This is a genomic window from Companilactobacillus futsaii JCM 17355 (genome assembly GCF_001435505.1).
Taxonomy (GTDB): domain Bacteria; phylum Bacillota; class Bacilli; order Lactobacillales; family Lactobacillaceae; genus Companilactobacillus; species Companilactobacillus futsaii.
Genome location: NZ_AZDO01000044.1, coordinates 1 through 6,083 on the forward strand (window position 1 = coordinate 1; position 6,083 = coordinate 6,083).

Consider the following 6,083-nt stretch of genomic DNA (forward strand, 5'->3'; position numbering starts at 1 on the left):
GAAAATACTGATTTAATAGGATTTATCGTGTGGCTAATTTGTTCTTGCAATTTGGGTCTTTGTTATAATAAAAATCGTTGTACAAATCGAGGAGGAAAATAATGAAAAAGATTACAGCATTTTTATTGTCATTATTAATGTTACTAGGGGTATTCGCTCTAGCAACTGCAACAACCGTTCAAGATAAGGCTTCCAAGAATATCAACGTTACTTACACTTTGAAGAAGAACCAAAAGAAGATTGCCAAGAAAACTATCGCATTGAAAAAGAATGCCACTGTTACTGATGGTCTTAAAAAAGGCTGGAAAGTTAACGACAAAGGCGGCTTTATCTCAGCTATCGACGGTCACAAACAAAATAACAAGAAGAAAATTTACTGGACATTCACTGTTAATGGCAAACAAGTTAACGTTTCAGCTGACAAAAAGAAATTACACAACAAAGACAAAGTTGTTTTCAAATTATCAAAATATAACGGTTAATGATTAAATTAAAATATGAGGTGAGGATAAATTCAATATCCTTATCTCATATTTTTTTGCATAAATAAGTAATTTTACAATCTACCAATTAACGTCTCCATCTTTTCAAAACGACTTAATTCTACGGGCTATAAATAACTTAATTTGCCAGTGTATAACGTTTCAGATTAAGCTACCACTAAGTTATAATAACCATATCGAAAGGAGATCAATCTAATGAAATATACGAAAACCAAAGCAGTATTAAATCAACTCGTTGCCGATTTGAGCCAGATGTCAATGATTATCCATCAGACGCATTGGTACATGCGTGGACCCAACTTTTTGAAGTTGCACCCCTTGATGGATGAGTTCATGGAAGAAATTGACAGCCAACTCGATGTCATTTCTGAACGGCTGATTGCGCTTGATGGCAGTCCTTACTCGACCTTAAAAGAAATGGCCGAAAACACTAAGATTCAAGACTGGCCTGGTGAATGGGACAAAACAACCCCAGAACGCCTCGCACACTTAGTTGATGGCTATCGTTACTTGGAAGACCTTTACCAACACGGCATTGAAGTATCCGATGTTGAAAAAGACTTCAGTACCCAAGATATTTTCATTGGTCTCAAAACCGCAATTGAGAAGAAAATCTGGATGATTCAGGCAGAGCTTGGGTCGGCGCCGGAAATTGATGAATAAAATAATATTAAAAAATCGGTAGGCTTAAACATTGCTAACGCTTATATCAGTGCTGCTATTTAATTAAAATGCGACATCCCAACAACGGGGTGGCGCATTTTTGTTTGCAATGCGGTGACAAATAGGCCGGAAACAAAATAAGTGAGTGATAACTCATTTTAATGTTGACAAACCGAGATGTACTGATTATACTAAGGCCATTAAGTGAGTGAGCATACACTCGTTTTGAGAAAGAGGGTTATTAAAATGGCAACGGATTATGTCATCGCCAAGCAGGTCAGCAAGCACTTTGGTCATCAGCAAGTGCTCAATCAGATTGATTTGACACTGCCGGCTGGAATGATTTATGGCTTGATTGGGCCATCAGGAGCTGGGAAGACCACCTTGATCAAGAGTATTTTAGGGATGGAAGCTGTGGATAGTGGCACTGTTAAAGTCATGGATACGGTGATGCCCAATAGGGCGGTAATGGCGCAAGTAGGGTATATGGCCCAAAGTGACGCTTTGTATGAGACACTAACGGCCCGTGAAAACCTGACCTTGTTTGGGCAATTGATGAGCGTTCCAAAAATAAAGTTAGCACAAATGATTGATTATGCAGCCGGATTAGTTGATTTAACGTCCCAATTAGACAAGCGGGTCAGTGGCTATTCGGGTGGGATGAAACGGCGCTTGTCGTTGGCAATTGCCCTGATTCAGGATCCCCAATTATTGATTTTAGATGAACCGACCGTTGGGATTGATCCAGAATTACGGCAACAAATTTGGACCGAACTAAATAAGCTCAAGGATACCGGTAAGTCGATGCTCGTGACAACGCATGTCATGGACGAAGCAGAACGGTGTGATTATCTCATGTTGATTCGGCACGGGATTGCGCTTGCTGAGGGGACACCCGCGGCACTGAAACAACAGTATGCAGTAGATACGATCGAACAGGTCTTTTTGAAAGCGGGGCGGATGCAAGATGCGAACGATGGCAATCGTTAGACGAGTTTTTAAGCAAATGTTACGTGATAAGCGTACCTTGGCGCTGATGTTTTTGGCACCATTGCTGATTATGACGCTGATGTATTTCTTATTTCAAAACAACACGACGCAATTAGCAAGCTTGGGTGTTCATCATGTAGACCAATCCGTGGTTAACGTGATCGATACCAAAAACGTGACGATTCATCATTATGATAGTTCACAGGCACGGAAAATGATTAAGCAGCATGATCTAGATGGCTATTTGACTCAGAAAAATGGTCAATTGACGATTACTTATTCAAATAGCAATCCAACCAACACGTCTTTAATTAAGGCGAGTTTACAATCAGGATTAGTCAAGTTGAAAATGAAGACGCTGGTGACCGTTACTAAGAAACAGCGCGCGGCCCTTGAATCGCAACAAGCCGCTTTGAAGAAGCTGACAGCAGCCCAGACACAAGCAACGGTGACCAAGCTGAAGACTGCCATTGCACAAGCCCAGGCCCGCGGTGACCAGGCAACTGCTGAGAAATTACAAAAGCAACTCAAGCAAGCCACAGCCACGACGTCTAGTTCGACTCAGTCAGCTAAAGCAACCAGTTATACGACTAAGTCTCATTATATTTATGGTAGTAGTGATTCAACGTTCTTTGAAAGCTTTTTGCCAGCCTTTCTCGGTTTCTTTGTCTTCTTCTTTGTGTTCTTGATTTCTGGCGTTTCACTTTTGAATGAACGTACTACTGGAACCCTAAGCCGGCTACTTGCAACCCCAATTCGACGGAGTGAAATTATTATGGGCTATCTAATTGGTTATGGGGGCTTTGCCATCATTCAGACTGTCCTGACCGTTGTTTTTACAATTACGGTCTTCAAGATTCACTTAGTTGGTAGTATTTGGCTGGTCTTTCTGACTAACTTATTATTAGCGTTAGTGGCTTTGACCTTGGGTATCTTTATTTCCACCTTTGCTAACTCAGAATTTCAAATGATTCAGTTTATTCCACTGATTGTTGTACCACAAATCTTTTTTGCTGGGTTGGTTCCAGTCGATGGCATGGCCAGTTGGTTGCAAGCAATTGCCCACATCATGCCGTTATACTATGGTGCTAATGCGTTGACGGCTGTTGTGACAAAGGGTGCTGGGCTTGGCGATATTGGTGTCAATTTGTTAATATTAGTAGGTTTTATGGTCGTACTAACAATGTTGAATATTGTTGGAATGAAACGTTATCGGAAGGTGTGAGGATATGGAACGACCACGGATACGGGATTATTTTCAATGGGATCTAAGTCAGAATGAAACGATTACACCTAAGCAACGGGCCATCCTCCAGGCAAGTCTCGATTTGTTTGCTGAAAAGGGTTTTGACCAGACCAGTACTAGTGATATTGCACAACGGGCCGGCGTTGCGGAGGGGACGGTCTATCGGCGGTATAAGACTAAGGCTGCCTTACGGGATGCCATCTTAGCACCAATTACCGCGCACATTGTGCCAATCTTAGCGAGTGATTTTTCAGAGGATAAATTACGGCAGCGTTATCCCAGTCTACAGGCATTCGTCACAGCAATTTTTACGGACCGAGTTGCATTTGCTAAAGCTAACGTGAAAGAGTTAAAGGTCATTTTTGAAATGGTAGCTTTTGACACCGAACGACGCGAACAGATTCTTAGCCAGATTGCGCCTAAGATGGTCAAGCAGATGGGAAGTGTCATAAATCAACTAAAAGCAGATCATTTGATTGTGGATTGGCCGAATGATTTGATACTGCAAAGTTTGTTATCGCAGCTATTCGGTTACCTAGCGCAGTTAATGCTGGAATTGCCGGGAACTGAAATTGAGCGCGAACAAGCGTATTTGATTACGGTGATGACCAAAATATTGACCCCGGGTGAACATGATCAAATTACTGGTCAGTGAGCTAACTGTTACTTGATATAAACTAAAGCCACTTCTGTACTTAGCGGTCATTTAAACGCTAAGTACAGAAGTGGCTTTAGTCGTTGCTACGCGTGTTCGTTTGTTAATCTGCTAGTATCGTCATTTTATTCAACAAACTAGTTTGTAACTGGCTGAGTGTGGTCGTCATGTAGACCGGGTAAAGATCTGGGTTGACGAGCCGCTGGGTTGTTCGTGGGAGCTCGGCAAGTTTAGCCTGGGTCGTTGCCTGAATGGTTGTAACCGGAATTGACGTGGTGTTGGACAAATCTACCGGCGCGAGTAAGGGCCGGGCTTCAAAATGGGTGAGTCGCTGTTGACGGTCGACACTGAGTGGGTCACTGGTGACGACGGTTAGGCTGGTCGCATCAACGATCGTCTCGGTAGCTAGTGCAATCAAATCAGCAAAGGCCCGTTGAGTTCCTGGTTCGTACAGACGATAGACTTGCTTATCACCAGGAATCGTTAGTTTTTCGCGACTGGCACTGACCTTGATCTTGGGGGTGCTCTGACCATTGCTCTCAGTTGCCGCAAGCTTGTAGACGCCACTTAGAACCGGTGCGGACGCGCTAGTGATGAGCTTTTCACCGATACCAAAATTATCGATCGGTGCGCCTTCGTGCAACAGCGAGGTAATGATGTGTTCATCCAATGCGTTAGAAATAGTGATTTTGGCATTGGGAAAGCCAGCCGCGTCCAATTGTGTCCGGTTTTCTTAGAGTAGCAATTAGCTCATTATTTTTTTTGCTAGTCTTTGTCGCTTTTTTGCTACCTATTTGTTGATCTTTTGCTACCAAAGGCTTTGCTACCTTGTCCCTAATAATCCTTTCAGCTGTAAGGCTAATCATGTTTGTACCTTGACTATCTTTTTGTTGGTTCTTTGTTGGTAGTCTTTGGTAGTGATATTGAATAGTTTGTTTAGAGACCTTCAATTCATCAGCAAGTTCTCTAATAGTTTTAGGCATGATTTCCAAACCCCTTTCGGAGTTCAGCAAGTGCTTCTTGTCTTGCTTGATCTCTTATTTTTTTATCGTGCTCGGCTTGTTTGGCAGCCAATGCTTGTTTTTCAGTAGAGCCTAAAGTTAACCCCTTAACTTTATCAATGGCACGCCATTTTTCATGTTCTGTTAATTCGCCATTATGTTGAATATTGAAAAGCTTTTGACGTTCATCTTGAAATTGACCTTGTGAGAAGTCGTTAGCGTCTTTCTTTTCAGGCTTCCAAGTAAAAGAATACCCAATCACTGGTTTCCCGCGGCCTTTACCATATTTCTTTCGAACAGTTAGGCCTCTAAAAAGAGGGGTCAATTCTTCTCTGATTGGTTTAAGAACGTACCTATCAACGTCTCCCGGTTTTTTCCAATAACTTTTAGGAATATCAAGTAACTCAAAAAAATCTTCTTTTGATAAAAAAGCATAACCGGTTGTTCTGAAACCTTTTAACAATCTAAAAGCGGTTTTAGCATAACTGCTTCGAAGATCTCTAAATTCCGCTAAAGCATATCTAACCCACGTGTCTAAATTATTAAGAAGTGGCAAAGCATCTTTATATACTTCAATGTCTATATAAGGAGAATCAGTTTCACCAACAATTCTGAATTTAGTAAACATAACAAACATTTCTCTATTTAATCCAGATTTACTACGCCTTCCAAAATGAAGTCCCATTAACTTTTCATAAGTTCTTTGAATATCATCTTCAAAGCGATTATTTGCAGTCGGTTTATAGTTGCTCAAATCTTTAAGTTGTTCAAAAGAAAATCTAACTGTCTGATCTCCCTTATCACGCATACGAGAAATAATTGAAAAAAATAGATTCATTTCAATAGGGGTGAATTTACGTAACGGAATGGTATTAAGTTCAGGATCATATTTTATAAGTTCATTGCTCATAATCACACCTCCACAACTATTATATAAAATCAACGATTGCTTATCAACGATCATCATTAAAAACCTCGTTGATAAACAGACAAAACCTCGTTGATAAACAGACAAAACCTCGTTG

Annotated in this window: 6 protein-coding genes and 2 pseudogenes; 5 read left to right on the forward strand and 3 right to left on the reverse strand. The window is 41.1% G+C overall.

What is annotated here, in order from left to right; genetic code table 11:
* The first annotated feature begins 101 nt into the window (after window positions 1-101).
* The 5 genes from FC88_RS04120 to FC88_RS04140 all read left to right on the forward strand — a co-directional run bounded on the left by FC88_RS04120 (window position 102) and on the right by FC88_RS04140 (window position 4,057).
* Window positions 102-482 carry a DUF4430 domain-containing protein gene (locus FC88_RS04120; RefSeq protein ID WP_057813085.1) on the forward strand — a complete coding sequence of 127 codons (381 nt, stop codon included), beginning with the start codon at window positions 102-104 and terminating at the stop codon, window positions 480-482.
* A gap of 216 nt (window positions 483-698) precedes the next feature.
* The gene (locus tag FC88_RS04125) at window positions 699-1,166 is read left to right on the forward strand and encodes a Dps family protein (RefSeq protein WP_003587210.1); all 468 of its coding nucleotides are present in this window, start codon (window positions 699-701) and stop codon (window positions 1,164-1,166) included.
* 246 nt (window positions 1,167-1,412) lie between these two features.
* Window positions 1,413-2,156: an ABC transporter ATP-binding protein gene (locus tag FC88_RS04130; protein ID WP_003581836.1), complete on the forward strand. Its 744-nt coding sequence runs from the start codon at window positions 1,413-1,415 to the stop codon at window positions 2,154-2,156.
* Window positions 2,134-3,381 (forward strand): ABC transporter permease, encoded by a 1,248-nt coding sequence (locus tag FC88_RS04135; protein ID WP_027822874.1) that lies wholly within the window; start codon window positions 2,134-2,136, stop codon window positions 3,379-3,381. Before FC88_RS04130 ends, FC88_RS04135 begins: the two co-directional genes overlap by 23 nt.
* Before the next feature lie 4 nt (window positions 3,382-3,385).
* Window positions 3,386-4,057: a TetR/AcrR family transcriptional regulator gene (locus FC88_RS04140; RefSeq protein WP_057813087.1), complete on the forward strand. Its 672-nt coding sequence runs from the start codon at window positions 3,386-3,388 to the stop codon at window positions 4,055-4,057.
* A gap of 103 nt (window positions 4,058-4,160) precedes the next feature.
* Here FC88_RS04140 and FC88_RS12595 read toward each other — a convergent pair.
* The 3 genes and pseudogenes from FC88_RS12595 to FC88_RS04150 all read right to left on the reverse strand — a co-directional run.
* Window positions 4,161-4,784, reverse strand: a pseudogene (locus FC88_RS12595) (beta/alpha barrel domain-containing protein); the annotation flags it as partial.
* 1 nt (window position 4,785) lies between these two features.
* A pseudogene (locus FC88_RS12600) lies at window positions 4,786-5,040 on the reverse strand (DUF536 domain-containing protein); the annotation flags it as partial.
* Complete coding sequence (locus FC88_RS04150; RefSeq protein WP_057813089.1) at window positions 5,033-5,968, reverse strand: replication initiation protein; 936 nt, start codon at window positions 5,966-5,968, stop codon at window positions 5,033-5,035. The gene FC88_RS04150 and the pseudogene FC88_RS12600, both read right to left, overlap by 8 nt.
* Window positions 5,969-6,083: the final 115 nt, after the last annotated feature.